This is a genomic window from Cupriavidus sp. 09_S30 (assembly GCF_056930435.1).
Genome location: NZ_JBXOWI010000002.1, coordinates 2,263,513 through 2,286,965 on the forward strand (window position 1 = coordinate 2,263,513; position 23,453 = coordinate 2,286,965).

A 23,453-nucleotide genomic window follows, 5' to 3' on the forward strand; every position below is an offset into this window, starting at 1 on the left:
CCAACCTGCCTTCGGGAAGGGAGGAAATGATGGACACCCTCGGCAATACGCGAGCCCGCGGGCTCGCAAGCGCCTGTCCAGGGCGGCACCCGCTGTTCGCCCTGGGCTTTCGTCCCCTCTACCTGCTCGCCGCAGCCTTCGCACCGATTGCCGCCTTGCTGTGGTGCGCGCTGTACCTCGGCTGGCTGCCTGCCAGCAGGGCACCGGCGACGATGCCGGCCCTGTTCTGGCATGCGCATGAAATGGTGTTCGGTTTCGCCAGCGCCGTCGTCACGGGCTTTCTCTTCACCGCGGGCAAAAACTGGACCGGACTGCAGACGCCGCGCGGCAGGCAGCTGGCGGCGCTTGCCGGTCTCTGGCTGGCCGCGCGCGTGCTGCTCTGGACCGGACCGGCCCCGCTGGCGGCAGTGGTCGATTCGGCCTTCCTGCCCTTGTGCGGCCTGCTCTTCCTGCGCGTACTGCTGCGCGCGCACAACCGGCGCAACCTCGGCCTGGCCGGGGCGCTGCTGCTGCTGGGCGCATTCAATATCGGTTTTCATCTGGCGCTCGCGACCGGCAATGCCGCCGTCGCGCTGCATCTCGCGGAGGGCGGAACGGGCTTGCTGACGCTGTTCGTGGCCATCATCGGCGGACGTGTGATCCCGATGTTCACCGCCAATGCCATTCCCGGCGTCGCGATACGGCGGCGCACATGGGTGGAAAAGATGGTGCTGCCGCTGACCGTCGCCGCTATCGCGACACTTGGCCTTGGCCTGCAAGGCGCGGCTGCGGCAACGTTGTTTGGCGCGGCCGCGCTGCTGCATGGCTGGCGCCTGGCCGGCTGGGGCACTGCCCGCACGCTGACGCGGCCCCTTGTCTTCATCCTGCACCTGGCCTACGGCTTCCTGGCCGCCGGGATGGCGCTGCTGGCGCTTGCCGCGCTGGGCTGGCTCGACCGCTCGACGGCGTTGCACGCCCTGACCACCGGCGCCATCGCTTGCGCCATCATCGGCATGATCACGCGCACGGCGCTCGGGCACACCGGGCGGCTCCTGGTTGCGGGGCGCGCGGAAACCCTGGCCTACGCTTGCATCGCGGCGGCCGCGCTGATCCGCGTGGGCGGCCCGGCGCTGCTGCCGCAATGGAAGGCGGTATGGGTCGCGACGGCGTCCGCGCTATGGGCGATCGCCTTCCTCGCTTACCTGTGGCGGTACGCGCCCATGCTGTCCACGGCTCGCGCAGACGGCAAGGAAGGCTAGAAAAGGTCCGTTGGCGCCGGGGGGCGGCGGCGCCCTCCGGTCAACCGATGACCCGGCCGGGCAGGATGGAATACAGGAAGACGAGAACACCGACGATCGCCGGCGAGGCGTAGGTCAGTGCGCGGCTCTGGATCTGGGTGCCGAGGAAGACATACATGCACACCAGCACGATGGCGCTTACGAACACAAGACCGTCATAGTTTTGCATACCAGCCTCCTCTCGCCTTCTTATAGTGATGATTCAATTTAGGCGCTGGCGCGGCAATTTGTCACAGGTAGTTTTCCCTAGCCTGCGCGGCAGACCTGCGGGAAGGCGAATGCGATCCCAGCGGCAACGGGTATTGCTGCACCGCACCTGAGGGGCGCCACCATTAGTGTTCTCCTCCTAGTGTTGCTGCTACTAGCCTGTTCTGCGCCGCAGTTGATGACGCGCATCATCGATCACATCTCATGGAGACGATGGCAACGATATGTTGTCGGCTCTTCGGTAGAGACGGTGGTGTTGGTGCGGCTGACCCGGTTGCAACGTGCAGATCTCTTGGCGATGCCAGCTAAGGCCAAATTGGGACTTCTGATCCAGACCGATGCTGCGGCCGCTCGCGGTCACGAGCGGATATTCGCGGACCGGCCCCGGTAGCGCGAGAACATGGTCATTCCATCTTTCCCTATGTGCGTTACCGAACGGTCATTGTGTTCTTAATCTGATAGAGAATGATTATGTAGGCACCCAATTTTCGCCATTTACACAGTCGGACCGCTGATTGCGAAGAATAGAGATGTATCTGGAAGCTCTTCCGATCCTAAGCTCATGCGGAGTGGCAAGCCGTTGCGGCCAAGCGGATAACGCAAGTGCATGACTGATCGACGCCCCTCGTCTCCGCCCTCTGTCGGACTGACTAGTGGCCAGCTAAGTGGGAGTTCATCGTGCGCGCTGTCTTCACGCTGATTCTTATTGGAATGCTTGCTGGATGCAACACGACGCTTCAGGTCACGAAGCCGGATCCCGCGACAGGGCTCTACGCTAACGCCTCGATGCTTAAGCCTGGTGATGTAGTGGTGGAAGAAAAGTTTGATCCGGTCTATAAGCGATTGCTCTATCTCAAGATCGAATCCAAAAATCGAGACAAGCGCTTCACCAACTTCTTCATTTCGGCATTCAGGGATATGAATACCTTTGAGAAAATCGTAACACAGGATGAGTTGGAAGCGATGATTATCGAGAGGAACCTTGGCAGCAAGGTTCCAGGGGTTTCGGATCTTGTTAGCCTCAATAACCTGAGTAAGGAGATCGGACCGTTTCTTATCGTTGAGCCAGACGGCATCTGGTTGGGCGGGTATAAGTGGGAAGCCACGTTGAAGGCCATCGACGCCACCACCGGAAAGACGGTCCTGTACCTAGACGCAACGGCGCTGAACCTATCCGGTCTCGATGATCCACTACTGCACCCATTGATCAATGGATTCATCAACTGGACGCACAATCGGCCAATTGTATCGAGCGCCCCTGAGCCGGGGCAGGATCCTCGCACCACCACCCAAAAAGCCGTGAAGGCCCCTGATCGATAATCTGGCGTGACCGCTGGCCAGTTCGCGCTGGCATCGCCTTCGAATAGCTCGAACGGCTCTTCCTTTGCGGCCATTTCAATCATCTGGCAAGCAGCGCGTCAACGACAGAAAAGGCCAGACCTTGGTCGCTCGTATTAGGGTGCGCGAATCTCCGTAAGAGGTCCACAAGCGCCGACCGCCCCCTTCCCTCCGCCGGCTGGCGTCGGCCATTTTCGGCCGCTTACGACGAGTGCAAACGACATAAGCTCGAACCTTTGATCTATGTCATGACAGTCTCTGGATCGCGGCTTACTGTATTAAGTAAGCCGCTTCGATTCGATATGGCGTCGAAGGCGACCTGAGCATAACCCATTTCCAAGGAGCGCGCCGTGAACACCGCACTTGCAGTATGGCACGAAGATCACATTCATTTTGCCCGGCTGCTAGACCTTTTGGAAGAGCAGGTCATTCTATTTGATCGAGGCGAGCGGCCAAATTACAATTTGATGAGCATTATCATCTATTACATGCGGAGTTTCGGCGATCGCGTTCACCATCCGCGTGAGGATATTGCATACGCACGGCTCGTCGAGCGAGATCCCGGCATGCAGATTGTGGTTAGCCGGCTCCAGCAGGAACATCGCGTAATTGCCACGGTGGGCGAGGCGCTATCAGACCGCCTCAATGAGGCTGAAAGAGATGTGATAAGTTCGCGCGCGGCGCTGGAGGCCGCCGGAGCGATGTACCTTGTGTATTATCGAAATCACCTTTCGACAGAGGAGCGGCACGTAATGCCGCGCGCAGCTCAGATGCTGACGCCCGAGGATTGGGCAGCAGTTGACGCTGCTATTCCGGCGAGCGACGACCCGCTCTTCGGGAAAAACGTCGAGGAGCGTTTCGCGATGCTACGCAAGGAAATCGAAAGCGAGGCGAGTGTGTCCGGCCAGGGCTAGATTCGGCCATGCGCGGACGGTCAACGTCGGCAGCTGAATCGTCGACGGCCGCGTTCAAAAGTCCACCTCCAGCGTTACGCCAGCACCGCGAATCACTTGCAGGTAGGCAATCGTATCGCCGACGGCAGCGGTAGCCTGCTCCGCGAGTCTCCACACGCGCGTAGACTTTTCGGCGCTCGCCATCATCGATTCGAGCGTGTCCGAATGAGCGAATCCGTGAGCTGCCGCGGCGCCGAGAACGGCATCCAGGACGCGCCGGGCGGCAGCGCGGGCATCGACCTCCGCCCGGGGAGCCCGGTAGGCGAGAAAGCCTGCCATCAGCAGAAATTCGGCCGGGCTGATGTGCCGACCATTGCCCACAGGCACACCGGCTGTGCTGTCGTGATCTAGCGCCATACATCACCTCCTGCTTTGGAGCACCGAGTGCTGTGAACGCGCGAAACCGTGTCACTACCGCTGCTGGCTGCTCAGCAAGGCCACCCACGGCGGCCGGATTGCTGCGCGCGGCACTGCACGGGGCTTGCCGTTGGAAGCAATGTCGCACGCCGCGCGGCTCAAGGAAAGCCCTGCTGCGGATTCACCAAAATATAGTACAGAGAGCTTCGCTTATGCCGGCTGGAACAGCGTGCGATCGCGGCTGGCGTACCTCTTGAAGTGTGCGTTTCCTCAAAAGTGGCGTCTACAGCAGGTTCATGTGACCGCCAACCGTCAATGTCATCGCGCCGTGCCGACCAACCGATGTCAGGGCCAATTTTTTCGCCGCGACGAGAGCGCAAGTCGTAGTATTCTTGACCCGCATCCTGCTCCCCTGTGACTGCCGCTGCTTCGCTGCTTCACCTCGGCTGCCTTGGGACTCTGTAAGGAAGATGATGAGTCGATATCCTGCTTGTCCGTCCCGATAGTCCCAAAGGGAAGACCACGTCCAGAGCAGCAATCCGGCGACTGTCAGATTCTTGAAGGTATTTGAACAACTTGCGGACATCGCTGATGCCTCGCGAGTTCATACGGGTGACTGCTCGCAGTCAAGCCGACTACTTTCTTCGAGGACATTGATGAAAACGCTGTTTCTGCAAGCACCTTCATATGACGGCTTCGATGGTGGAGCGGGTTCACGTTTCCAGACGAAGCGCGAGATTCGATCTTTCTGGTATCCGACGTGGCTTGCCCAGCCCGCTGCGCTGATCGAGGATAGCCGCGTCGTGGATGCCCCCGCAGACGGCCTGTCGCTGGAAACGACCCTTGGCATTGCTGAGCAATACGAACTGGTCATTATTCATACGAGCTCACCGTCGTTCCCGAGCGACGTTCAATTCGCGGAGCATTTGAAACGGCGCAAGCCCACGGTCCTCATCGGAATGGTCGGTGCAAAAGTAGCCGTTGATCCTCACGGCTCACTTACCGCAAGCGATGCACTCGACTTCGTGTGCCGTGAAGAATTCGACTTCACATGTCGCGACATCGCGCAGGGGCTTCCCTTCGAGTCCATTCTCGGACTCAGCTATCGCCTGCCCGACGGCGCCATCATGCACAACGAGGCCCGGCCGATTCTGGAAGACATGGATCAGCTTCCGTTTGTCGCGCCCGTCTATAAGCGCGACCTGACGACCAAGAATTACTTCAGCGGCTACCTCAAGCATCCCTATGTATCGATCTACACGGGGCGAGGCTGCAAATCCAGGTGCACGTTTTGTCTCTGGCCGCACACGGTCGGGGGACACCGCTATCGCACGCGCTCGGTCGAGCATGTTCTCGAAGAAGTAAAGTGGATCCGGGACAACATGCCCGAGGTCAAGGAGATCATGTTCGACGACGATACCTTCACCGACCTCAGACCGAGAGCCGAAGAGATCGCCCGCGGCCTTGGCAAGCTAGGCGTGACATGGTCGTGCAATGCCAAAGCGAACGTGCCTTATTCAACCCTCAAAGTGATGAAAGAGAATGGGTTGCGGCTCCTGCTCGTCGGCTACGAATCTGGCGACGACCAGATTCTCGTGAATGTCAAAAAGGGCCTCCGGACCGATATGGCACGCCGATTCAGTGAGGATTGCCGCAAACTCGGCATCAAGATCCACGGCACGTTCATTCTCGGACTCCCCGGCGAGACGCACGAAACGATCAAGAAGACGATCCAGTACGCGAAAGAGATCAACCCCCACACGATCCAGGTGTCACTCGCGGCGCCCTATCCGGGTACGGTCCTTCACAAGCAAGCGGTCGAGAATGGATGGCTGAATGACAGCAAGGTCATCACCCTCGTCAACGACACCGGCACCCAGGCGTCGACTATCGGCTATCCGCACCTGTCGCGCGAAGAGATCTATCTTGGCGTGGAGGAATTCTATAAGCGGTTCTATTTCAGGCCGTCGAAGATCTGGGAAATCGTCCGCGAGATGCTGATGAGTTGGGAGATGATGAAGCGGCGCTTGCAGGAAGGCGTGGAGTTCTTCAAATTTCTCCGGGCGCGCAAGGTATAAGTCCCCAGTATGCGTTTGCGGTCGTCAAGGACGGCAACTACGTGCCTTGACGTCCGCGCAGCCTCGATGGGGGCCATCCTTTATAGCAAAGACATGCAGAAAACTCGGCTCGTCATAAACGCATGGCTTATGACATCGGATTGCCTTAGTCTTGCTCGCCCCCTTGATGAGGCATTACGGTCAAGCCCGAATTACCGGTAGTGGTGGTCCTGCGCTCGCTCCTGAGAACACCGTTTGCGTCGAACTCGAACAGAACCGTCGACGACCGGATCTCGCCTCCGGCAAATAGCGGGCCAATGAACGGCATAAAGCTTTCAGGATGCGGCGTGGAGGCTGCAAACGAATAGATCAGTATTGTCGACCCGCTACTCAGCACCACCTGGGAGGTGGGAGCCCCAAGCTGCCCGGTCACGTCGTCAAGGGTGGAGAAACCCGGGAGGAAGTTCGCCAATTGCTCTTTCTTGACGTCAACGCCCGTCGAGACACAGGCGGCCAACAGGCTGCACACGGCAACGATTGCGTAAATTCGGTTCATGTCGTCACCGCCCTGCTTCCTGTGCCGTGACTATCAATGTGCTGATCGCTGTGGTGCGAGCCTGGCTGGGCAATGCGCCCGGTACATCCGTGCATCAAGGATACAACTTTGCCGCGCGACCGGTATTGCGGACCTGTCGGCACGCCGATCTCTCCCCCTCGGCGTGCCTTCTTCGTTCGCGACAGTGACTGCAAAGGCTCCAGTATCGTTGCACCTCAGGCGCCGGCCCCGGAAGCTACGGCGGCATCTCCCTTCTGGGTCCAGTCCCCCCCTAGCGCCAGCAACAGCGCAATGCGCTGGTTGAGATGGCCGCCCTGCACGTTGATAAGGTCCATCTCGGCAGCCAGAAGTGACTGCTTGTCCTTCAGCACGCTGCGCGTGTCCGAGGCCCCGATCCTGGCGCGTGCTTCTTCACGCTGGACCAGCACCCGGCTTTCGTTCACCCTGTCCTGCAGTTGCTTGGTGCGCTCGGCATAGTTGGACTCGGCTTGCAATCCCGCCTCCACCTCGCTCAGCGCCTGCAGGGCGCTGTTGCCATAGGCGATCAGGGCGGCCTTTTGCTCCTCGGTGTAGTAGTCCGCCCGTGCCTTGAGTTCTCCGCCGGTAAAGATCGGCGCGAAGAGCGCGGCGTTCAGCCCCTTGATCGGGGTGCCGGCCTGATTAAGCAGGAACACGTCGCTGCGGATGCCGGTAACGGCCGCGCTGATGGAAATTTGCGGCAGGCGTGCTGCCTCGGCTGACTGCCTCAGGTCGAAGGCTGCAGCCACCTTGTGGGCGGCCGCCGTAAGATCGGGGCGGCGATCGAGCAGATCCGCCGGCAAGCCCGCCTGAGGGGCCGCTGGCATGGCCGGCAAATCCAGCCCTGGCACGATCTTGGCGATTTCCCCGGCGGGGTAGCGGCCCAGCAGCAGTTCCAGGGCCTGTGCAGCCCGGCTCCTGGCCAGCTCGGCCGTCTTGAGCGCGTCAAGCTGCGACCGGCGCGCATTCTGCGCTTCCAGCAGTTCGCTGTCCGGCGCGATGCCGATGGCAACACGCTGGCCGGCGATCTGCACCAGTTGATCCTGGATGGCAGCGGCCTGCCGCAACCGGTCCTCGAGCTGTGCGTTCTGGATCAGCGCGAACCATGCCTTGGCCGTGGCTGCGGCGACGACGCGCTGGGCCCAGAGATAGTCGTCCTTGGTGGCGGCGTACTGGGATTCTGCTGCCCGCGATTGCGAGCGGATACGCCCCCAGAGATCGACCTCCCAGGTCGCACCGACGGAGAGGATCTGGGTCTCCGAATGGCCCGCCCGGCCCTTCACGCCTACGCTCGGCAGCAGGCCGCTGCTCTGGATGGTGACAAGCGCCTGCGCTTGCTGGACACGCACCGCGGCGAGCCGGAGGTCGTTGTTGTGCGCGATGGCTTCCCGCACCAGACGCTGGAGCTCAGCATCATCGAAGCTTGCAAGCCAGCCGTCAGCGGGATTGCCCGCTGCGGCGTCGTTTACCCAGGCGGGCTGTCCTTCGAGCACCGGCACCGCCTGGTGTCGAAGGTCGGCACCTTGAGGCGGCGTCTGCAGGGCACAGCCGCAGAGCATAGCCACCGGAAGCGCCAGCAATGCCGGAAGAATCTTCTTGATGTGTGACGATGACACGGACATCCCTTTAGTGGAGCTTGAATACCAGGTAGTTCAGCTTGGAACTGACGCGCAGGAAGACCATGCGAATGATGTGGAACATCTTCATATGCTCTGTATAGATCGCGCCGGCCCCGACTGCGCCGACAGGAAGCATCAGGTTCTTCGACTCGTCACGCAGGTCCAGCTTGACCGCGAAGCGATTCGGCACGACATCCGTGGCGCCGGTATTCGGGATCATGCCGCCCTGGGCAAACTGCCCTTGCGATTGCGCCCAGACCACAGAATCCACCTTCGCCTTGATGATCTCGCCCGGAAGCGTCGGCAGATAGATCTCCGCGAGATCTCCCTCCTTGACGTTGTAGAGCTCGTTCTGCCGGTAGAAGGCAAGCACCTCCTGCTGATCCTCCACAAAGCTGAATGCCGGCATGAAGGGGAGCGGGACAAGCATGGTGCCCACGCGCACCTGCAGGTTTACGACCTTGCCATCGGAGGGCGCCCGGTACACGGTCTGGTCAAGGTCCCACTTGGCCTTTTCAAGCATGACTTCGGTTTCCGCACGCTTGGCGCGCGCAGTGGCGATGGCCGCGAACTCACCCTGGCTCTTGGCGGACAGCTTCTGTTTTGCCTCATCCTCGGCAGCCTGCGCACTGACCAGTTCGCCTTCCAGCTCGCGCTGGCGGGCCATGGCATCGTCCCGGTCGAACTTCGAGCCGGCCCCGGCCGCAAGCAGCGCGTCATGTTCCTTGACCCGCTGACGGGCCAGCGTCAGCTTGGCCTCCACCGCGCTCACCCTGCCGGCCGCGCCACGCATGGATTCGCCTAGCTGGCGCGCCGATGCCTGGGCCTCGGCAAGCGCCGCGTCGTCCGCCATCAGCCTGCCCTCGAGTTGCTTGACCGAGGCCTGATACGGTGTCGGATCGATGCGCAGCAGGACATCGCCCTTCTTGTAGCTCCGGTTACCCTCGGCAGCGAGCTCGACGATGCGGCCGCGGACCTGCGGCACCACCTGAAGGACCTTGCCCATGACCCTGATGTCATGGGAGGACGGTGCCACCACGTTGAGCGTCAGGATCAGCATCGTCATCGCGACCACCGGGATCGTGACCACGATGACCATCGACTTCGTGTTCCACGGCAGCCATTTGAACTTGAAAAAGACCAGCCACACGACCAGCGCGTAGACCGCAAGCAGTAGAGCGTCCATTCAGATCGACTCCTTTGCGCCGCGCATCGCGCTGGCAACCGGTTCCATCGTGGACGTCGGCAGGGTCGTGGCGCTACGTGGGGTCGATTTCCCGGCGCCATGCGATGGTGCCTCGTCGTCCTCCGGCGCCTTGTCGGTGCCATAGGCTGCCCGGTAGAACACCGGCTTGGTATGCGCCCAGAGCCAGGCCAGCGGCCACAGCAGCCCGCCGAAGAAGAGCGAGAGCAGGCACAGCGCGTGGATCGCTTCCTTTTGCGGATGGCGCTTCTGATGCGCGATCTTCTCCGGCCAGATATGGAGCATCCAGAACAGGTACACGCCTGCAACGGGAACGAAGACCAACACCACCCAGGAGATGGCATTGGCCACGCTATCCAGCGCCTTTCCGCTGAGCTCGGATGCAAGAGCAGGTTCAGTCAGTGCCAGCAGGCAGATGCCCGCCAGCAGATACGGTCGCAGTTTCATGAAGTAGTTTTGTTATGAGATGGAGCACGAAGGCTCAGTTGCACAGTGCACCGGCTGGGTTAGTCCACTGAATCACTGAAATCGGTCGGTGCCTGCCACGCCATGCGGGCTCATCGCGTCGTTGCAAATGCTCGCAATAGCCGTGCTATTGCTGCGCTTTGCGCTTGCAGGGCGCGCACGCGCTGGTAAGCGCGTGCCGCTGCGCAGGCGGATTGCTATGCAATCCGAATTCCCTGCTCCGCCCTAGCGCTGATTCCCGCATGGCATGTCCTTCACCTCCCATTTCAATGATTCAGCGGACTAGGACTCTGCTGCCCCGCCGCGCAGGCCGCCGCGGGCAGCGTCCTTTGGCGTGCGCCCTGCCGGCCGATCGGATCGCGCGTCGTCCCCTGACGACGAGGCGTCTTCGGTCGCTGGTACATCGGCCGCGTACAGGAGGTTGTACTTGCTCCTGCTTGGCGCACCTGAAGCACGGCACACCGCGGCCGTCGCAGCAAGACCGGTGCCCGTGCATAGGTCCGACTGATCGGTGGACCCTTGCAGCCGGGAGCCAGCCGAGATCTGCGCGTGTGCTTGCCCGGCGCCCACGATCAGTAGTGCAACGCCTATTGCCGTGATGGCCGATCGGCAGTTCTTGACCATGTCTGCAGTTCCCTCCGAAGTAATTCAGCTTCCGTCGACGCCCACCGGCACCGCCGGCCACGTCTCGATCGAGAACACACTTTATTGCGGCGCGTCAATCGCGGCTATCAAAGGAATTAGAAAGTAAGCACGCGCCGGATTGACCTAACCCCGGTATCACCAGGCTTTTCGAATTCCTTTGATAGCCCGCGCGGCAAGGCCGCCCTTACCCTGTCCGCCGTTGCACGTCCCCCAGGTGAAGCCCAGGCTCGCCTGAACCCATTACCCAAATGAATGTTGTTTCCTCGATGTCTGCTGGCGTCATTGCCATTGCAGCCGCAAGCGCCCTGTCTGGATGCGCGTTCCCCAATGCCGAGACCTTGAGCCCGTTCCAGGAACCCTGGCCGTGGGCCAAGATCGTGGCCGTCAATCGCACCGATCATGACGTGCTGGCCGTGCGCGCCGGCCGTTGCGAAACCGGACCCGCATCACGGGACTCGCAATCAACCCCATCGTTCTGCTTCCTCGGCGAGAAACCGGAGGGGCCAATCGCGGTCACCTGGAACGATGCCGTGGCCGGCGCGGAATCCAACGCGGCTTCCGCTCAGGGGAAGGTGCACGCCGCCACGACGCCGCCGCCGCGCCTGTGGCTTGAAGATCCGCATCCGGAAGACATCACGGGCGGCTATCTGTGCGTCCTCTTGCGCAACGATGCGCAGGTAAGCCTGACTGTCGTCACCGCCGCCGAAGAGTGCGCTGTCCTCTAGCTTCTCCAGAACGTATCGACGCTGTCTCCCCGGGGCCGGGGTGGACCGGCCGCCGTCGGCCCGGTCCACCTTCCGTCGCGCTTAGAAACGCTATCAACATGAAGCGAAGCGGTTCTGGCTAGGCGCGCGGCCGCAGACAGTACAAGTCGTACGGCAAGGCCGCGCAATGACGCCAGAATCGTTTTGACGGCGTTTCTTATTGCACCGAGTAACCGCGGCCCGTCATGCAAGCCCTCCACGCCTGCCAGTAGGACGACAACGCCCAATCGTTGTTGGCCTGCATCTGCGCGCTGACCGCGGCCGCCTGGCGGCGCTGCTGGCGATGCGCGATGCCACCGGCCACTGCGCCGACTGCGGCGCCCGTTGCGGCCCCCTGGCCGGCGTCACCGCCGATCGCACCCACCACGGCACCGGCAGCCGCGCCGCCGGCCGCTCCCCTGACCCGCTCGCCGCCCGGCACGATGACCGGGACTGGCGCACTCGCGACACGGTACGGATCAACGCCTGACTGCTGCCTGGCCCAGCCGTAGCAGGCGCCATCGTCGCTGGCCTGCTGAGGTGCCGATTGCCCTCGAGCCGGATAGGCAATGGGCTTCTGCAAAATGGTTTGAGCCCGTGCCATTCCGGCCGTGCCGGGTACCGCGCCTGAGATCAGTGCGAATGCCGTGCACGCGGCAAGAGCAAAGTGGTGACGATTGCTCATGAACTCTCCTGTTCAAAGAAAAAAGCCCGCCGGTGAGGCGGGCAAACTGCGAGGTCTTGCTTGGGGAAGCCCCCAAGACGGGTGCCTGAAAGAGGGGCAGTCACCCGTCCCCTCAATGTTCGCGGCGCAGGAGAGCAATCACAATCATAGGAATTAGAAAATCGGCGCAGCGGCGCGGCCGGCAATCCGGCAATCCGGCTAATCGGCTAATCGGCTAATCGGCTAATCGGCTAATCAGTGGGCAGGAGCTCACACATTTGCCTCAGACGCTGCGCGATGTAGCCGGACTGGAGCTCGATCTCCTCGTCCCAGCCATCCGCATCCGCCGCGTAGTCATGCAGGTCTTCGCACAGCTCGGCCAGTTGCGAGCGGCCGACCACCGCCAGGGTGCCCGAGATGCGATGCAGCAGCCGTTCTAGCCGTTGCACGTCGCGCTCGGCCCGAATGGCGTCGCATTCGTCCAGATCCGCTCCGGTCTGCGTGAGGAAGGCTTCGACATACTCGGCAGGAACCACCGGCAGCTCTGGAAGCTCGTCGTCGGCCAGCGTTTCCGCCTGCACGCCATCTTCCGCATGCATCATGCCGGCAGGATCGCCGACGCCAGCGAGAACCGATGCAAGCGCGGCCAGAGACAGCGGTTTGGTGAGATAGCCGGTGAACCCCCTCGCCTCCCCTTCCGCGACATCCTCGGGCCGCGCGCTTGCGCTCACGGCATACACCGGGATCTGCATACCGGCATGCTTGATCTCGCGAAGCAGGTCGAAGCCGTTCATGACCGGCATGTCGATATCGGTCAGGACCGCGTCCACGCCATGCTCCGACAGCGCCGCCATGGCCTCGCTGCCGTTGCTCGCTTCAACGACACTGGCGCCGAGCGCGCGCAGTTGGTCCCGCAGCAGGTTCCTGTTCAGCAGGTTGTCTTCGGCGACCAGCACGGACAAGCCCGCAAGCGGCGCTGGGCGGCGCTCGTGCGTGGCGGATTCGATAAGGCCCTCGCCAGGCCGCTGAAGCAGCTGAAGCGGCTGCGCCCTTGTGATGACCGCCAGCGCAGCGGCATGGATGCCGGGCAGACTATAGGCGGAAACATCGCGGCCGCCGTCTGGCCGCGTCGTTGGGACGAGCGGACCCAACTGCTTCAGCCATACGATCGAGGCCGGCTTTGGCCACCAGGCGATGACTTGCTCGGGATCGAATGCCTCGGTCACGAACAAGCAGTCATAGCGGCCGCCGTCCACGGGCTCATCCATGCCTGAACGGGCCGACGGCTGACACGCCCCCCAGTCGAACTGATTCAGCAACCCTTCAAGGCACTCCGGCTCACGGGACAGGACAAGCGTCCGGTTCGGCGGCAGATCCAGGCGCAGCGTCGGCGCCGCGTCGGACACCCGGAGCGGCAGGCGAACCGTGACCCGTGTTCCGACACCCAATATGCTGTCCAGCGTGATACGGCCCTTCATCCGCTCCACCAGCCGCATGCAGATCGACAGGCCAAGACCGGTCCCCCGGGCCTGGGCCAGGCGGTTGTTGTCGACCTGGGAGAATGGCTGGAAGAGCCGATCCTTGTATTCCGCCGGTATGCCTATGCCGGTATCGGAGACGAGGATCTCCAGGTTCTCGTCCACCCACTGCGCGCGCAGGACGATCTTGCCCACCTGCGTGAACTTGAACGCATTGCCAAGCAGGTTGCTGACGATCTGGGTCAGGCGCAGCGGGTCAAGCTCGAGCCGTGCGGGAATGCCCTTGCCGTACACCGCAAGGAAGGTCAGCTTGCGCTGCGCCGCAAGCGGCGCGTGCGAGATCGCAATCCGGCTGAGAAGCTCGGTGACGCATACAGCTTCCTCGGCGATGCTCAATGCCCCCACATCGATCCGCGAGAAGTCGAGCACGTCATTGACGATCTGCAGCAGCCCCTCGGCCGACACCTGCATCGCACTCACCCTCGCCCGCTGCTCCGGTTCCAGCGCCCCCATGGCAACCAGCTCCATATTGCCCAGGAGCGAGGCAAGCGGGGTGCGTATCTCGTGGCTCATCGACGCAAAGAACGCCACCCTGGCCTTGGCGGCCGCATCGCTCGCGAGCTTTGCCTCGTGCAGGAGGCGCTGCGCGCGTGCTGCTTCGGCATAGGTCCCGGTCAGGAAGCGATAGTTCCAGTAGCGGTACATCGCAAACAGCAAGGCGATGAGCGCGGCGGCGGTCAGGCCGATGACGATCAGTTCGTCCGTCATTTCCCGCAACTGAAGGCCTACCGGGAGCGCAAAGATCAGATGCCCGAAATCGGCCACCAATGGCGGGCGGCGCAGTGCCCAGCCATAGTCCGGAACCCAGTGAAACAGCTCATCCGGCTGCTCTTCCAGCCGGGCGTCCAGGTGCTGCACGCCGGCGCGAGCGCCCGCAGCGACCAGTGGCGCGCCAAGGCTGTCGAAAACGATCGGCTCGGGGATCGACAGGTTGGGTCCCGCCGGCCGCAGCAGCTCCCGCAGGGGGATTCGCGTCAGGACGATGGCGTAGAGCGCGTCGCCCTTCGCGACCAGCGATGCGCCGATCATCTCGGGATCGTGTCCCGCAGTTCCCGCCGGGAATCCCTGCCAGATGACGCGCTTCTCCCTTGCCGCCTGCAGCAGGTCCAGGTCGCGGCTCTGAAAGCGATTGAGGACCGTGCCGATGATCGTCGATGACGACATCAGCGGAAGCACCGGCCGCGCGACCGATCCCGATGGATCTTCCGCCTCATAGCGATACGTCGCGCCGTTTGCAATCGCGATCATCTCGATCGATGGCCTCTGGCTTGCGGCCGTCAGCGTGCGGACCGACTGGTCGCAGCTCTGCTGCAGGACATCGTCCGGCGGAGACGAAGGCGAAACCTGCTTGCAGAGATGCCCGGCCGGCTTGCCCGGCGAGACGGGGAACGTGCCATTGGCACGCAGTTCCAGGATCAGGTTCGTCGCAGTGAGGGTGCTCCGGCGTTCCAGGACGGCGTCGACGATACCTTGCTCATACAGGCGGGCAACCTGCTCCTGGGCACGCAGCGAGCCATTCAGCCGGACCAGCACGGTTGCCGAGGCGATCGCGATGACGACCAGCGCCAGCAACAAGATCACCATCGAGAACACCCGGCGTTCCCGCTGCAGGTTTCGTTCGACGTCGTGGAGGTCGGGTGACGGCGGCGGCTCGAACGTGCTTTGCATCATGTAAGACCGTTGTCGCGTGCGTACGTGACAAGGTCTGCATTGCTGGTGATGTTCAGCTTGCGCATGGCGGAGCGCTTCTGCGTCGCGACGGTTGCCAGCGACCGATGCAGATACCCGGCGATTTCCGTGATGGTGCTGCCGGCCGCGAACATGCGCACCACCTCGATCTCCTTCGGCGACAGCGGGCTTGTGCCGCCATCGGCCAGCGCACCGGCGCTTGCCATCCGGGCAGCTATCGCCGGCGAGAGCCGCTGAGCGTGGCCGGACATCGCGTCGATGCAGATTTGCCTCAGGATGCCCGGCTCTTCGTTCTTCCCCACGATGGCGGCGACGCCCGACTCCTTGATACGCGTGAGCAGGCCACCATTGGTCAGCATCGTGAAGACAATGATCGGCGTTCCGGGGCTGAACTGCTTGAGCCGCTGAATCAGGCGCAGTCCGTCGTCATTGCCCTGGGAACGCTCCATTGTGAAGTCTGTGATGATGAGATCAGGCTGATGCGTTTCCAGCGCGGCGAAGAGTTCCTTTCCTGATGAACACGTTGCAGAAACCTGGACATTCGGGATCTCGCTCAAGGTGCTCTTGACTGCGAGCTGAATCACCGGGTGATCGTCCGCGATCACGACGGAGATGGTACGTGGTGGCATGCGCGTTATTTCTCCGCACTCCAGGTCGATCCTGGGAGCGCACTTTCTTACAGCATGCAGTGGATGGTCCATCCTCAAGGCAGAACGGCCTCGACAGGTCCGGCGGCACGCGCAAATCAACGGGGGCGGCGTAGCCTGCCGGGTGAACCAGCCTGCATAGGGCTCCTGATTCTACCAACTTGCCGTGGCACCGGTTTTGCCGTACGGGACAGATATTTTGCCGATCGTCCCACTCACGGCCCACCTGAAGGATGACTTCCGCTGTAAATCACTAATGGCGAAGGCGGAGGGGGAGCAGCAATTTTGGCCGTTGGATGCGTAACGCCGTCGGTTAGCTTTCCGGCAGTGGCGAATTTCGCCGTCTAGAATGCCTCGTGGAGCGGTACTTTGTACGCGGATTCTGCACAACTTAAGGTTAAAGAAGGAGGGTGCCATGAAGCCGACGTATACCCGCTTCTTTGCCCGGCTTGCTTCGCTGCTGGTGCTCGTGAGTCCGCCGATTGCTGGACTGGCGCAGCCGGTTCGGACCGAGGTCATTCCAATCCAAACTGTCACAATGACCGATCAGGAGTTCCTGACCGGCCACGAAAACGGCCGACCGGCTACGATCGCAGGCGAACTTCGCTTACCCAGGAATGCGTCCGGTCGGCTTCCACTAGTTATCCTGCTGCATGGTTCAGGCGGCATTGCCAGTGGCGTGACGGACTGGGAGCATGACCTGCTCGAAATGGGCGTCGCCACTTTCGTCCTCGACAGCTTCTCGGGGCGCAGCATCATCAACACCAATAACGATCAGACCCAGCTTCCTCGTCTGGCGCAGACCGAGGACGCCTATCGTGCGCTCGCCGTTCTTTCCAGACACCCGCGGATTAACCCTGCACAGATCATACTCATGGGATTCTCGCGAGGCGGGCAGAATGCGCTCTACGCAAGCTTGAAGCGATTTCACCGATTACACGCGTTGCCCGGGACACAATTCGCTGCCTACATTGCGTTTTACCCGGACTGCACCTACACGTATCACGAAGACGACAGCCTGGTTGACAAGCCGGTACGCATTTTTCAGGGCGGTGCGGACAACTACAATCCGGTTGCTCCGTGCCGTGCGTACGTGGGTCGTTTAAGAGCGACGGGTAACGATGTTCAGCTCACCGAATACCCTGGGGCGCATCATCAATTCGACTCGATGGCTCTCCGGCCGCCGGTACAACTATCGCAGGCGCAGACGACCCGAAATTGCAGGGCAATCGAACTGGAAAGCGGGCTACTGGTCAACGCAAAGACACGGGAGCCCTTTACATACAACGACCCTTGTGTCGAAAGAGGGGTGACGGTCGCATATGACGAGCCGGCGGCACGGCTGGCAAGACAGGCTGTTCACGAGATAGTGGCGCGCGTGCTGGCACCCAGCGGCACCGCTTCAACCATTCCCCCCTGATCACCGGCACACTCCGGAAGGGAGCCTGGTGGTCATAGGGCCGAAGTGGATCGGGAAGTTGTGGCAGCCAACGGGGCACGCCAAGTCGAAACTCAGTGTATTGGTTGGAGGGGTGCCATGAATCGAATCGGCAACATCAAAATTCTGTTCATTGCGGGCTTTGGTCCAATTGTCCGCGACACGGGGGCAAGCCGCACGCTTTATAGTGAGAACCTCGGCATCCCCTTCAAAGAAGAGAGTGGTGGTTACCTTCATACGGAGGCGCTGAAAGGAGCAAATAGCTTTGCCCTTTGGCCGCTCTCTCAGGCAGCCCAGTCGTGCTTTGGTAAAGACTCCTGGCCTGACGACATTCCTGTTCCACAAGCTTGGCTTGAGTTTGACGTTGATAGCGTCGAGGAGGCAACAGTGGAGCTTGAGGCACGAGGATATCGAATGCTTGTGAATAGCAGAAGAGAGCCGTGGGGTCAGACTGTCAGTCGTTTCCTCTCGCCGGAAGGATTACTGATTGGTATCACTTTCACACCATGGATGCGGAAAGAAAAATAGCATCGCCTGCCCCACCGCGATGAAGGCTGCGCCGACAAGGCCAAGGTTGACTTCTCGACGCAGCACGGTGCGAAACGGGCAGGACTACCAGCTTGTTATTGCGCAGTAGCAGCGAATCGGGGCCGGGTGCTTACTTGGCCGGCACAACCAGCGGCGCCCCCTTCTTCACGATGTAAGTCGCCAGTTCAGATGCCTTGCCGCTGCCGACGTTTCTCGCCGAGTGGGCAGTCCCCGCCGGAATGAACAAGGAATCACCGGCCCTGAGCGTTACAGGCGGCTGGCCGCCGAGCTGATACTCCAGCGTCCCCTGCAGGACATGGGCGATCTCCTCTCCCGGATGCGAGTGCTGCGGAGCGAATGCGCCGGGATCGAAGTCGACGCGTACCTGTATTGCCTCGCGATCCGGCACGCTGAGATCGTGCTGGACGAGATCGGTTCGATGGACTTCCGCAGTTTGCGCTTGCGCCAACTGCAGCGTCATAGCGGCACCGGCGGCAAGCATGGCAGCCACAATGATTCGGTTCAGTTTCATTTGGAGTTTCCTTCGTCTTGATCAGCTGGGGAATTCCCATTGCAACCGGCGCAGGTATCTGGCGCCAATGGTGGCGGGCAACTCGTTTGGCCAGTCGCGAGCGTGAATGGTGTGCTGGCGTGCTGGCGTGCGCGATATCGGATTATCTGGCGCCAAATACGGCGCGCACCTCGGAAATAGTGGTCGCCTGATCTTGCAGGTGCGGATAATGGCCAATGTTCGGAAGGACCCGAAGGCTCAGATCTGCCCGGCTGGCTAACTCCTCTCCCATTTCCTTCTTGATATAGGAGTCCAGCTCTCCCCAGATCACCTTGACGGGTGTCTTGAGCTGCGCCAGGTTCGCCTCAAAGTCATCTTGATCGCGAGTAAAGTGCGAATAGTAGTGGTAGAACGCGTCGGCGGACGTCAGTTCTCCATTCTGCCAACCACGTGCCACGTCGGCCTTGAATTCCTGGGCCAATTCATAGTGAGACGCCGCAGGCAATCCCCGCGTAAACGTGTTCTTGAGAATTTCATCACGCGTTTTGTTGAAGGCCGCCCGAACCGCTTGGGCCGACTTGGGATCCTTCAGACCTTGCAGGCGTTCCTGCATGTATTGCGGTCGGTTGAACGGTGCGAAGTCGCCAACGACGATGTGCCTTGCAATTTCCGGATCGTCAATCGCCGCGAGCAAGGCCGGCAAGGCACCAATATCGGTTGCGTAGATCACAAGGTTTTGCTTGTCGATCCCGGCTTTCTCGATATAGCCCTTCAATACAGTGGCGTAGTCCCGTGGCGCATATCCGAATTGATCGGCGGAAGGTCGGGACGATTGGCCGTATCCCGGCCAATCGAATGCATGAACTTCGTACTCCTCACCAAGCGCGGAGGCAATTTCCTGCCAAGCGTAGAGTGTCTCGGGAAAGCCATGCAGGAACAGCGCCGTGCCCTTTGAACCGGTGTTGTGTACGACCATCCGCCTGACTGTTATATCTGAGTTGACCTGTACATACCCAAATTCGGGTCTCGCTTTGGCACCCGGAACAAACGATCGGCGATCCGTGGTCGTCTTGGTCATGTCGTTCACCTTTGCTCAATCACTCGAGAACAGATTCAAACCAGCGCGGAAGAACTCTGTTGCCTCAGTTGCATACGCAGCATTGAAGGACAGGCATGTATCTGGTCGATGGCGATCCACGGGCCCGGATGTACCCCTGCGTATCCGGCACTACTGTCGGTACATTCCCATACAAAATTCTCCACAGCATGCTGCGTAAGTAACCTGGCTTGCTTGTAAGAACCTCCAGGTACCGGCGCACGCCAGCCGGAAGAGACCGGCAACAGTCAGCTCGCCGCCAGTTCACTCAAGAACGCGCGGGCGATGGATCGCTCCACGGTCACCCCGCCTGAGCCGCCATGCCCCATCTACTCTGTACTTACGCGCGAGACCGAAACGGGCTCGCGCGCCGGGGCAACTTTTCTTTGCTGAAGAAGGAAAACACCATGCGCTCCCTACTAAGACACCTGTCGGTCGCTGCGGCCGGGGCGGCATTCTGCGTAACGGCATTCGCGCAAGCTGCACCAGATGCCAACCGCCCTCCGGCAATCCTTCCGCTCCAATCAGAGCCGGCTCCCAAGCTGATTCCGTACCCGCCGCTGGCCGAGCCACTGGCCCGCGGCGTCGTCATCGTCCAGTTCCGAACCGAGCATTTCCGTGTCATGCCGGTATTCGGCAAGGCCGCCGTAGAGATATCGCCGCGTATCGGGCACCTGCATGTGACCATTGACGACGCACACGGTACCTGGGCGCATACCAGCGAGGACCCCATCATCGTCGTGGGGCTGACGCCTGGTCCACATAGGCTTCGGCTCGAACTGGCCGATCCCAACCACAAGATCCTGGCCACCGAGACCGTCGCCGTCACGGTGCCGGATTTAAGAGCGCCGGCATCGCATCAGCACTGAGCTATTTGGATCCGTCTGTACTCCGCGCTTGATTCGACACAGGGGTTCGCGGGCCGGCCTCGCGCAGAGGGCGAAAAAAGGCCGGCACAAAGGCCGGCCAGTTGTACGGGGATCGGAGAGGAGAGAGATCCCCGTGCATCGGAGACACGGTTCAGGGCTGGCGGCGGACTGGTGCCGCCGCTAGCGTCAGGCGAGCGCGCCGTCGGTATAGGGATCGAACTTGCCAGCCTTGGCGCCCTCGGTGTACGGGTCAAACCTGTTGTGGGCCGGCGCGGACGACACACCCACGCGGTCCAGGCCCGCGAGCGTGCCGAAACCATCAACATACGGCCCCTTCTTGCTGACGCGCGCGCCGTCGCTGTAGGGATCGAACTTGCCGGCCTTGGCGCCATCGGTGAACGGATCGAAACGGGCTGCCTTGGCGCCGTCTGTAAAGGCGCTGCGGCTTTCGTTGCCACGGAAGACATAGCCATAACGGTCGCCGCTGAAGCCGCTGTCCTTGGGGCCCGCAGCGTGAGCCTGGCCGGCCAGGGCTGCGACGGATAACGCGACGGCAGCGATCAGGGCCTTGGCAACGGCGTTTGCGTTCAGGGTCTTGGTGCTCATGATGTTCTCCATCTCCAGTGAGGATCCGCGCGTTCGGGATCGGTTGTTCGCGGCGTCTGGGTCGTCACACACATCTACTCATAGATAGATGACCGGCCCTGAAAAAACGGGGAAATCCCCGATGTCGCGCTGGATCCTCTTGGCTCGGCTTCCGCTTCGGGCGGGAGTGCAGCAGCGATCCATGACGCAATATTATCTACCTGTAGATAGATAGTCAAGGATTTTCTGACAGGATGGGCGAGCTCTGCGGACCTTGCCGCGAAAAGTACTGTCATTACCACACGAGCCGCTCCCGTGCCGGGGGCGGCCCATCATCACATCAGCGGCCTGCCGGCGTCGCCAGGGATCCAGCCGCGCCAGGCCGCCCCGGCCTCTCAACCTTCCAGCGGCATGGCGCTGGTGCACTTGATCTCGTCCAGGCAGACGCTGGACTTGACCCCGCTGACGCCAGGGATGCGCATCAGGGTATCGAGCAGGAAGTCCGACAGCGACTTGAGATCGCGCGCCACCACTTTCAGGACATAGTCGATATCGCCGGTCACCGAGAAGCATTCCTGGATCTGCGCCAGTTCGGCGACCAGGCTCTTGAAATTGGAGAGGTCGCGGATATGGCCCCGCTCCATGGTGACGTGGATGAACGCGACCACGCCGAAGCCAAGGCTGGTGGCATCCAGCCGCGTTTCATAGCGCTTGATGATGCCGCTTTCCTCCAGGCGCCGGTGACGCCGCAAGGTCTGCGCCGGCGACAGCCGGATGGCCTCGGCCAGCTCGAGGTTGGAGGCCCTGCCGTGCTCCTGCAGGACGCCCAGCAGGCGGCGGTCGATGCGGTCCAGCTCCGTAATCTGCAATTTCATCTCCTTAACGTTACCAAAAATGAAATTTCGTGTCGCAATCTAGGGTTTCCCTGTGTGGCTTACGAAATCCTATTTTCCACGCCGGAATATACACTGCCCGACATGCCTGCAGTACACGGCGTCGGGATTTCCTCCGGTTTCCCTGCGCCGCTACGGTCAGGCCCGGCGTGGCACACGCAGCATCGCATGCGGCCCACCCGAAATATTATTTCTCCGCCCCCGAGACAGTGCATGTCCCCCGAAGACCGTACAGCAGCCCCAGATTTCCGGCCACGCGGCTCGCGCCGCGCTACCGGCCAGCTGTGCCTCGGGACCTCATCCCCGTTCCCTGCAAGCCTGCCGGCGCGCGCCTTCGCGGCCGGCACGCAGGTGGCAGCCAGCACGCATGCGCGTTGGCTGCTGTGAACTCCCTCCCACCTTGCTAAGCAATCGCCATGGCCGACCTGTTTGAAAATCCGATGCAGTTGATGGGCTTCGAATTCGTGGAATTCGCCTCGCCCACCCCCAATGTGCTGGAACCGCTGTTCGAGCAGATGGGCTTCACGCTGGTGGCACGCCACCGCTCCAAGGACGTGCTGCTGTACCGCCAGGGCGACATCAACTTCATCATCAACCGCGAGCCCAATAGCGAGGCCGCCTACTTCGCCGCCGAGCATGGCCCGAGCGCCTGCGGCATGGCCTTCCGCGTGAAGGACTCGCACAAGGCCTATGCGCTCGCGCTGGAACTGGGTGCCCAGCCCGTCGAGATCGCCACCGGCCCGATGGAACTGCGCCTGCCCGCCATCAAGGGCATCGGCGGCGCGCCGCTGTACCTGATCGATCGCTTCGAGGAAGGCAAGTCCATCTATGACATCGACTTCGAATTCATCGAGGGCGTGGACCGCCACCCGGTTGGCCACGGCCTGAAGCTGATCGACCACCTGACGCACAACGTCTACCGCGGCCGCATGGCCTACTGGGCGAGCTTCTACGAGAAGCTGTTCAACTTCCGCGAGATCCGCTACTTCGACATCTCGGGCGAGTACACCGGCCTGACCTCCAAGGCAATGACCGCGCCGGATGGCAAGATCCGCATCCCGCTGAACGAGGAATCGGCCAAGGGCAGCGGCCAGATCGAGGAATTCCTGATGGCCTTCAACGGCGAGGGCATCCAGCACATCGCCCTGCTGACGGAAAACCTGGTCGACGTCATCGACAAGCTGCAGATGGCCGGCGTGCCGCTGATGACCGCCCCCAACGACTTCTACTATCAGGGCCTGGAAAAGCGCCTGCCCGGCCACGGCCAGCCGGTCGACCAGCTCCAGGCACGCGGCATCCTGCTGGACGGCACCACCGAAGGCGGCAAGCCGCGCCTGCTGCTGCAGATCTTCTCCAAGACCCTGCTCGGCCCGGTGTTCTTTGAGTTCATCGAGCGCCAGGGCGACTACAGCGACGGCTTTGGCGAAGGCAACTTCAAGGCCCTGTTCGAATCGCTGGAGCGCGACCAGATCGAGCGCGGCGCCCTGAAGGTCTGACCCCCGCCACACATGCAGCGGCCCGGCGGCCCGGCAGCCCATAAGGCTCGCCAGTGCCGG

Annotated in this window: 22 protein-coding genes; 9 read left to right on the forward strand and 13 right to left on the reverse strand. The window is 61.7% G+C overall.

Annotated features, from left to right (window positions below; all coding sequences use genetic code 11):
* The first annotated feature begins 29 nt into the window (after window positions 1–29).
* On the forward strand, window positions 30–1,238 hold the full coding sequence (locus AC1Z3O_RS30325; protein WP_483522084.1) for an NnrS family protein: 1,209 nt from the start codon (window positions 30–32) through the stop codon (window positions 1,236–1,238).
* 40 nt (window positions 1,239–1,278) lie between these two features.
* On the opposite strand, the gene AC1Z3O_RS30330 is transcribed toward AC1Z3O_RS30325, so the two are convergent.
* A complete protein-coding gene (locus AC1Z3O_RS30330) occupies window positions 1,279–1,446 on the reverse strand; it encodes a hypothetical protein (protein ID WP_483520305.1) in 168 nt (55 codons plus the stop codon).
* A 716-nt stretch (window positions 1,447–2,162) separates the two neighbouring features.
* Between AC1Z3O_RS30330 and AC1Z3O_RS30335 the strand changes: the two genes are divergently transcribed.
* Window positions 2,163–2,804, forward strand: coding sequence for a hypothetical protein (locus AC1Z3O_RS30335; RefSeq protein WP_483520307.1), 642 nt, complete (start codon window positions 2,163–2,165; stop codon window positions 2,802–2,804).
* 368 nt (window positions 2,805–3,172) lie between these two features.
* On the forward strand, window positions 3,173–3,736 hold the full coding sequence (locus tag AC1Z3O_RS30340; protein ID WP_483520308.1) for a hemerythrin domain-containing protein: 564 nt from the start codon (window positions 3,173–3,175) through the stop codon (window positions 3,734–3,736).
* Window positions 3,737–3,790: 54 nt separating this feature from the next.
* Here the strand turns inward: AC1Z3O_RS30340 and AC1Z3O_RS30345 are convergent, their stop codons facing one another.
* Window positions 3,791–4,132, reverse strand: coding sequence for a hypothetical protein (locus tag AC1Z3O_RS30345; RefSeq protein ID WP_483520310.1), 342 nt, complete (start codon window positions 4,130–4,132; stop codon window positions 3,791–3,793).
* A gap of 656 nt (window positions 4,133–4,788) precedes the next feature.
* On the opposite strand from AC1Z3O_RS30345, the gene hpnJ reads away from it, so the two are divergent.
* Window positions 4,789–6,210: a hopanoid biosynthesis associated radical SAM protein HpnJ gene (gene hpnJ, locus AC1Z3O_RS30350; RefSeq protein ID WP_483520312.1), complete on the forward strand. Its 1,422-nt coding sequence runs from the start codon at window positions 4,789–4,791 to the stop codon at window positions 6,208–6,210.
* 145 nt (window positions 6,211–6,355) lie between these two features.
* Here the strand turns inward: hpnJ and AC1Z3O_RS30355 are convergent, their stop codons facing one another.
* From AC1Z3O_RS30355 to AC1Z3O_RS30370, 4 genes are all read right to left on the reverse strand, one after another.
* On the reverse strand, window positions 6,356–6,745 hold the full coding sequence (locus AC1Z3O_RS30355) for a hypothetical protein (RefSeq protein ID WP_483520314.1): 390 nt from the start codon (window positions 6,743–6,745) through the stop codon (window positions 6,356–6,358).
* Window positions 6,746–6,960: 215 nt separating this feature from the next.
* Window positions 6,961–8,379, reverse strand: coding sequence for an efflux transporter outer membrane subunit (locus AC1Z3O_RS30360; RefSeq protein ID WP_483520316.1), 1,419 nt, complete (start codon window positions 8,377–8,379; stop codon window positions 6,961–6,963).
* 10 nt (window positions 8,380–8,389) lie between these two features.
* Complete coding sequence (locus AC1Z3O_RS30365; protein WP_483520318.1) at window positions 8,390–9,568, reverse strand: HlyD family secretion protein; 1,179 nt, start codon at window positions 9,566–9,568, stop codon at window positions 8,390–8,392.
* The gene (locus tag AC1Z3O_RS30370) at window positions 9,569–10,033 is read right to left on the reverse strand and encodes a DUF3302 domain-containing protein (RefSeq protein ID WP_483520320.1); all 465 of its coding nucleotides are present in this window, start codon (window positions 10,031–10,033) and stop codon (window positions 9,569–9,571) included.
* A 911-nt stretch (window positions 10,034–10,944) separates the two neighbouring features.
* On the opposite strand from AC1Z3O_RS30370, the gene AC1Z3O_RS30375 reads away from it, so the two are divergent.
* Window positions 10,945–11,421 carry a hypothetical protein gene (locus AC1Z3O_RS30375; RefSeq protein ID WP_483520322.1) on the forward strand — a complete coding sequence of 159 codons (477 nt, stop codon included), beginning with the start codon at window positions 10,945–10,947 and terminating at the stop codon, window positions 11,419–11,421.
* Between the two features lie 196 nt (window positions 11,422–11,617).
* Here AC1Z3O_RS30375 and AC1Z3O_RS30380 read toward each other — a convergent pair whose 3' ends face one another.
* From AC1Z3O_RS30380 to AC1Z3O_RS30390, 3 genes are all read right to left on the reverse strand, one after another.
* Window positions 11,618–12,124 (reverse strand): YMGG-like glycine zipper-containing protein, encoded by a 507-nt coding sequence (locus tag AC1Z3O_RS30380; protein ID WP_483520324.1) that lies wholly within the window; start codon window positions 12,122–12,124, stop codon window positions 11,618–11,620.
* 230 nt (window positions 12,125–12,354) lie between these two features.
* On the reverse strand, window positions 12,355–15,312 hold the full coding sequence (locus AC1Z3O_RS30385; RefSeq protein WP_483520326.1) for an ATP-binding protein: 2,958 nt from the start codon (window positions 15,310–15,312) through the stop codon (window positions 12,355–12,357).
* Window positions 15,309–15,959, reverse strand: a complete 651-nt coding sequence (locus tag AC1Z3O_RS30390) for a response regulator (RefSeq protein ID WP_483520328.1) — start codon at window positions 15,957–15,959, stop codon at window positions 15,309–15,311. The genes AC1Z3O_RS30385 and AC1Z3O_RS30390 overlap by 4 nt, the downstream gene beginning before the upstream one ends.
* A 433-nt stretch (window positions 15,960–16,392) precedes the next feature.
* On the opposite strand from AC1Z3O_RS30390, the gene AC1Z3O_RS30395 reads away from it, so the two are divergent.
* Together AC1Z3O_RS30395 and AC1Z3O_RS30400 are read left to right on the forward strand one after the other, a co-directional pair.
* The gene (locus AC1Z3O_RS30395) at window positions 16,393–17,397 is read left to right on the forward strand and encodes a dienelactone hydrolase family protein (RefSeq protein ID WP_483520330.1); all 1,005 of its coding nucleotides are present in this window, start codon (window positions 16,393–16,395) and stop codon (window positions 17,395–17,397) included.
* 117 nt (window positions 17,398–17,514) lie between these two features.
* A complete protein-coding gene (locus AC1Z3O_RS30400; RefSeq protein ID WP_483520331.1) occupies window positions 17,515–17,943 on the forward strand; it encodes a VOC family protein in 429 nt (142 codons plus the stop codon).
* A 130-nt stretch (window positions 17,944–18,073) separates the two neighbouring features.
* Here the strand turns inward: AC1Z3O_RS30400 and AC1Z3O_RS30405 are convergent, their stop codons facing one another.
* Together AC1Z3O_RS30405 and AC1Z3O_RS30410 are read right to left on the reverse strand one after the other, a co-directional pair.
* Window positions 18,074–18,475 carry a cupin domain-containing protein gene (locus AC1Z3O_RS30405; protein WP_483520333.1) on the reverse strand — a complete coding sequence of 134 codons (402 nt, stop codon included), beginning with the start codon at window positions 18,473–18,475 and terminating at the stop codon, window positions 18,074–18,076.
* Between the two features lie 142 nt (window positions 18,476–18,617).
* Window positions 18,618–19,532: an alpha/beta fold hydrolase gene (locus AC1Z3O_RS30410; protein ID WP_483520335.1), complete on the reverse strand. Its 915-nt coding sequence runs from the start codon at window positions 19,530–19,532 to the stop codon at window positions 18,618–18,620.
* A gap of 425 nt (window positions 19,533–19,957) precedes the next feature.
* On the opposite strand from AC1Z3O_RS30410, the gene AC1Z3O_RS30415 reads away from it, so the two are divergent.
* A complete protein-coding gene (locus tag AC1Z3O_RS30415) occupies window positions 19,958–20,419 on the forward strand; it encodes a DUF6130 family protein (protein ID WP_483522086.1) in 462 nt (153 codons plus the stop codon).
* A gap of 186 nt (window positions 20,420–20,605) precedes the next feature.
* Here the strand turns inward: AC1Z3O_RS30415 and AC1Z3O_RS30420 are convergent, their stop codons facing one another.
* Both AC1Z3O_RS30420 and AC1Z3O_RS30425 read right to left on the reverse strand, forming a co-directional pair.
* A complete protein-coding gene (locus tag AC1Z3O_RS30420) occupies window positions 20,606–21,025 on the reverse strand; it encodes a hypothetical protein (RefSeq protein ID WP_483520337.1) in 420 nt (139 codons plus the stop codon).
* Between the two features lie 374 nt (window positions 21,026–21,399).
* Window positions 21,400–21,879, reverse strand: a complete 480-nt coding sequence (locus AC1Z3O_RS30425) for an Lrp/AsnC family transcriptional regulator (RefSeq protein ID WP_483520338.1) — start codon at window positions 21,877–21,879, stop codon at window positions 21,400–21,402.
* A gap of 434 nt (window positions 21,880–22,313) precedes the next feature.
* On the opposite strand from AC1Z3O_RS30425, the gene hppD reads away from it, so the two are divergent.
* Complete coding sequence (gene hppD, locus AC1Z3O_RS30430) at window positions 22,314–23,393, forward strand: 4-hydroxyphenylpyruvate dioxygenase (protein ID WP_483520340.1); 1,080 nt, start codon at window positions 22,314–22,316, stop codon at window positions 23,391–23,393.
* Window positions 23,394–23,453: the final 60 nt, after the last annotated feature.

What these genes read in the sequence shown, in the direction of transcription:
- AC1Z3O_RS30325 (WP_483522084.1), top strand. Translation starts at nt 30, where the DNA reads ATGGACACCCTCGGCAATACGCGAGCCCGCGGGCTCGCAAGCGCCTGT.
- AC1Z3O_RS30330 (WP_483520305.1), bottom strand. Translation starts at nt 1,446, where the DNA reads ATGCAAAACTATGACGGTCTTGTGTTCGTAAGCGCCATCGTGCTGGTG.
- AC1Z3O_RS30345 (WP_483520310.1), bottom strand. Translation starts at nt 4,132, where the DNA reads ATGGCGCTAGATCACGACAGCACAGCCGGTGTGCCTGTGGGCAATGGT.
- hpnJ (WP_483520312.1), top strand. Translation starts at nt 4,789, where the DNA reads ATGAAAACGCTGTTTCTGCAAGCACCTTCATATGACGGCTTCGATGGT.
- AC1Z3O_RS30355 (WP_483520314.1), bottom strand. Translation starts at nt 6,745, where the DNA reads ATGAACCGAATTTACGCAATCGTTGCCGTGTGCAGCCTGTTGGCCGCC.
- AC1Z3O_RS30365 (WP_483520318.1), bottom strand. Translation starts at nt 9,568, where the DNA reads ATGGACGCTCTACTGCTTGCGGTCTACGCGCTGGTCGTGTGGCTGGTC.
- AC1Z3O_RS30370 (WP_483520320.1), bottom strand. Translation starts at nt 10,033, where the DNA reads ATGAAACTGCGACCGTATCTGCTGGCGGGCATCTGCCTGCTGGCACTG.
- AC1Z3O_RS30375 (WP_483520322.1), top strand. Translation starts at nt 10,945, where the DNA reads ATGAATGTTGTTTCCTCGATGTCTGCTGGCGTCATTGCCATTGCAGCC.
- AC1Z3O_RS30380 (WP_483520324.1), bottom strand. Translation starts at nt 12,124, where the DNA reads ATGAGCAATCGTCACCACTTTGCTCTTGCCGCGTGCACGGCATTCGCA.
- AC1Z3O_RS30385 (WP_483520326.1), bottom strand. Translation starts at nt 15,312, where the DNA reads ATGATGCAAAGCACGTTCGAGCCGCCGCCGTCACCCGACCTCCACGAC.
- AC1Z3O_RS30390 (WP_483520328.1), bottom strand. Translation starts at nt 15,959, where the DNA reads ATGCCACCACGTACCATCTCCGTCGTGATCGCGGACGATCACCCGGTG.
- AC1Z3O_RS30395 (WP_483520330.1), top strand. Translation starts at nt 16,393, where the DNA reads ATGAAGCCGACGTATACCCGCTTCTTTGCCCGGCTTGCTTCGCTGCTG.
- AC1Z3O_RS30400 (WP_483520331.1), top strand. Translation starts at nt 17,515, where the DNA reads ATGAATCGAATCGGCAACATCAAAATTCTGTTCATTGCGGGCTTTGGT.
- AC1Z3O_RS30405 (WP_483520333.1), bottom strand. Translation starts at nt 18,475, where the DNA reads ATGAAACTGAACCGAATCATTGTGGCTGCCATGCTTGCCGCCGGTGCC.
- AC1Z3O_RS30410 (WP_483520335.1), bottom strand. Translation starts at nt 19,532, where the DNA reads ATGACCAAGACGACCACGGATCGCCGATCGTTTGTTCCGGGTGCCAAA.
- AC1Z3O_RS30415 (WP_483522086.1), top strand. Translation starts at nt 19,958, where the DNA reads ATGCGCTCCCTACTAAGACACCTGTCGGTCGCTGCGGCCGGGGCGGCA.
- AC1Z3O_RS30420 (WP_483520337.1), bottom strand. Translation starts at nt 21,025, where the DNA reads ATGAGCACCAAGACCCTGAACGCAAACGCCGTTGCCAAGGCCCTGATC.
- AC1Z3O_RS30425 (WP_483520338.1), bottom strand. Translation starts at nt 21,879, where the DNA reads ATGAAATTGCAGATTACGGAGCTGGACCGCATCGACCGCCGCCTGCTG.
- hppD (WP_483520340.1), top strand. Translation starts at nt 22,314, where the DNA reads ATGGCCGACCTGTTTGAAAATCCGATGCAGTTGATGGGCTTCGAATTC.